Source organism: Aquabacterium sp. UBA2148 (genome assembly GCF_002328915.1).
Taxonomy (GTDB): domain Bacteria; phylum Pseudomonadota; class Gammaproteobacteria; order Burkholderiales; family Burkholderiaceae_C; genus Aquabacterium; species Aquabacterium parvum.
Map to the genome: position 1 here is coordinate 3,581 of NZ_DCXA01000191.1, position 3,623 is coordinate 7,203.

The following is a 3,623-nucleotide window of genomic DNA, read 5'->3' on the forward strand; positions in this document are numbered from 1 at the left end:
GCATCGGCATGCCAGCCGTCAGGCGAGACATTTTTTCAGAACTGGTTGCCTCGGCACGACGGGCTGCGTCGTTGAACGCTGCGGCAACCAGGTCTTCCAGCATGTCTTTGTCTTCCGCCAGCAAGCTGGGGTCGATCGTGACGCGCTTGACCTCGTTCTTGCAGGTCATGAGGACCTTGACCAAGCCTGAGCCAGACTGCCCTTCGACCTCGACCAGCGCCAGCTCATCCTGGGCCTTCTTGAGGTTGTCCTGCATCTGCTGGGCTTGCTTCATCAGCCCGGCGAGTTGTCCTTTGAGCATGGCTCGTCCTTTCGATCGGTAGAGAGAAAACGGATGGGATTGTCGCTCAAGGCCAAGGCCACTGAGCTCACAAAGGGCGCACCGAGCCGGGCAGGATGCGTGCGCCAGCGTGCTCGGTCATCAAGCGGCGAACCAGGGGGTCGGCTGCGATCAAGGCCTCGGCCGCACGCTGACGCGCCTCCCGGGCGGCCAGGTCGCGCTGAGCTGGTGTGTTGGAGGCGGCGCCCTGCTCCAGCTCGATGCGCACCTCGCGCTCCGACAGCGCAGCCAAAGCCTGATGCAGGCGCTCCTGGTGCATCTCGCCCATCAGGCTGACACGCTCCACACGCAGCTTCCAGTGCTCCGAATTGCCCTCGACCCGGTGCGCCAGGCATTGCGATTGAACGGCCAGCTCACGCACCAGGGCCGTGATCAAACCCCGGCTTTGCAATTGGGCCACCACGTCGGCCCAGGTGTCGGCCAAGGGATCGGGGTCAGCAGACTGCGCGCCCAGCGATGGGGTGGACGTCTGCTCGGCACCCAAGGCCTCAGGCGTCGTTGACGGCGGATGCGCCGAAGACCCCGTTACAGGCGCATCCACCCAGGCCTCAGTGCTCAACTCAGGCGGCGCCCCATCGTCCGACCAGTCTGAAGCTGGTGCGGCGTCAGGCTCGGCCAGCGGAGGCTCGTCATCCCAAGGCGGCGCCGCAGGCGCAGGCGTGGGCGCGCTGCCGACCTGAAATGCCGATGTGGCCAGGCCCCCAGGGGCAACGCTGGCTCGGGCAGGTGCCTGGGAGCCTGGTTGCGGAGTCGGCGGGGCTGGACGCGGAGCGAGCCGTGCATGAGCCTCGGACTGAGGCTGGCGCGAAGGCACCAAGGGCGCAGCCGGGGCAGCGGTGCTGGTGGCGCGAGAGACCGGCTCGGCGGACTGAGCGACCGCCGAGCCCTCAGCTTTTGGGTCGCCGGGCCCCCGGTTGTGAGCGCCGCCTGGCTTGAAGGCCAGCAGCCTCAGCATCAACATGAGCAGCCCACTGTGTTCGTCAGGCGCCAAAGCCAGCTCGGCTCGCCCCTGCAGGCAAAGGCTGTAGAACAGCTGGGTTTCGTCAGGCGCCAACCTTGGCGCCAGGCTGGCCCAGGTTTCTGCATCGGGGTCATCCGCGTCGCTGGACAGCGACGGAACCGCCTGCACCACCGCCATGCGCTGCAAAGCAGCCGCCATCTCCTCCAGCGTGCCCGCAGCCGACAGGCCACGATCGCGCAAGGCGTCCACCGCGGCCACCAGCGCCGCTCCATCGCCGTCGGCAACGGCCTCGATCAGGCGTTGCACATGGCTGCGATCGACCGCGCCCAACATCTGCCGCACCACGTCTTCCTGCAGGCCACCGCCGCCAAAGGCAATGGCCTGGTCGGTCAGGGACATGGCGTCACGCATCGAGCCACGGGCCGCACGCGAGATCAGGCGCAATGAGGCGGCGTCGTGGGGTACGGCTTCCTTGTCCAGCACCTCTGCCAGGTGACTCTGCACCGTTTGCGCCGCCATCGAGCGAAGGTTGAACTGGAGGCAGCGCGACAGCACCGTGACCGGCACTTTCTGTGGGTCGGTCGTGGCCAGCACGAATTTCAGGTAGTCGGGCGGCTCCTCCAGCGTCTTGAGCATGGCGTTGAAGGCGTGCGTGGACAGCATGTGCACTTCGTCGATCATGTAGACCTTGAAGCGCCCGACCACCGGCTTGTAGACCGCTTGCTCCAGCAACTGGGAAATCTCTTCGACGCCACGGTTCGAAGCAGCATCCAGCTCGACGTAGTCGACAAAGCGACCGCTGTCGATGTCGCGGCAAGGTTGGCACTGACCGCAGGGGTGAGCGGTGATGCCCCCCAAGCCGTCTGCGCCGATGCAATTGAGCGATTTCGCCAGGATGCGCGAAACCGTGGTCTTGCCGACACCGCGGGTGCCCGTGAAAAGGTAGGCGTGATGCAGTCGCTGCTGCGTCAGCGCATTGGAGAGGGCCTGGACCACATGCCCCTGGCCGACCATGGCCTCAAAGCTGCCTGGCCGGTGCTTGCGCGCGAGAACCGTCGATGTCATGCACGGATTCTAGGGGCTGCCGCGCCTGGCCCCCGGGTCGCAATGGAAGTCAAAAGCTTGATGTGGCGCCCACAACATTCGCCACATCTGGTAACATTCATATTCAGAAAGTCACCCCTCATTTCGTCAAATCATCCCCACCCGGATGTGGGGGCACCCATACAATTTGACGAGGGATCGACCGGACACTTCCGTCAGGTTCGATGATTCCATTTAACTGGCGGACGCCGGTTGACTCATGCAGACCGAGCCCGGCCGACGTGAGTGCAGTCGCCGCGTCGCACCAAGCGGGCTCGCTGTATGTCTTTTGAAAACCTGGGTTTGTCTGCACCGATTTTGCGTGCCATCCAAGAATCGGGTTATGACCACCCCACACCCATCCAGTCGCAAGCCATTCCGGCCGTGCTCGCTGGCGGAGATTTGTTGGCTGGCGCACAAACCGGAACCGGCAAAACGGCAGGCTTCACGCTGCCCATGCTGCAAAAGCTGTCTGCGTCCGCGCCAGAGGGTGCCCGCAAGCGCACCATCCGAGCGCTGGTCCTGACCCCGACGCGTGAGTTGGCAGCTCAGGTCGAGGAAAGTGTCCGAAATTATGGCAAATACCTGTCTCTGAAATCGATGGTCATGTTTGGTGGGGTCGGCATGAATCCCCAGATTGACGCCTTGCGTCAAGGCGTCGATATCCTGGTTGCCACACCGGGTCGTTTGCTCGATCACCACCAGCAAGGAAACCTGAAACTCGATGACGTCGAGATTTTCGTCCTTGATGAAGCAGATCGAATGCTGGACATGGGTTTCATCCACGATATCCGTCGTGTGCTGAATATCCTCCCGCCGAAAAAACAAAGCCTGCTGTTCTCGGCCACTTTTTCCGACGAAATCAAGGCCCTGGCCGAGCGCCTGCTCAACTCGCCTCGTGTGATCGAAGTGGCCCGTCGCAACGCCACCGCCGACACCATCGCGCAGAAGGTGCACCCGGTTGACCGCGATCGCAAAAAGGAGCTCCTGAGCCACCTGATCCTCAGCCAGGATTGGCACCAGGTGCTGGTGTTCACGCGCATGAAGCACGGCGCCAACCGTTTGGTCGAGTACCTCGACAAGCAGGGCATCACGGCCATGGCGATCCACGGCAACAAGAGCCAGAGCGCCCGCACCCGGGCACTGGCCGACTTCAAGACGGGTGACCTGCGCGTGCTGGTCGCCACAGACATCGCCGCGCGTGGCATCGACATCGATCAGCTGCCACACGCCGTGCAC

The 3,623-nt window shown here is 63.7% G+C and carries 3 protein-coding genes; 1 reads left to right on the forward strand and 2 read right to left on the reverse strand.

Annotated features, from left to right (window positions below):
* Together B2W70_RS10730 and dnaX are read right to left on the reverse strand one after the other, a co-directional pair.
* Positions 1 to 301, reverse strand: a 301-nt coding sequence (locus B2W70_RS10730; protein ID WP_286745604.1) for a YbaB/EbfC family nucleoid-associated protein, incomplete at its 3' end; no start/stop codon positions are given.
* A gap of 67 nt (positions 302 to 368) precedes the next feature.
* A complete protein-coding gene (dnaX, locus tag B2W70_RS10735) occupies positions 369 to 2,366 on the reverse strand; it encodes a DNA polymerase III subunit gamma/tau (protein ID WP_286745606.1) in 1,998 nt (665 codons plus the stop codon).
* A 300-nt stretch (positions 2,367 to 2,666) separates the two neighbouring features.
* Between dnaX and B2W70_RS10740 the strand changes: the two genes are divergently transcribed.
* A partial coding sequence (locus B2W70_RS10740; RefSeq protein WP_286745608.1) for a DEAD/DEAH box helicase occupies positions 2,667 to 3,623 on the forward strand: 957 nt, incomplete at its 3' end.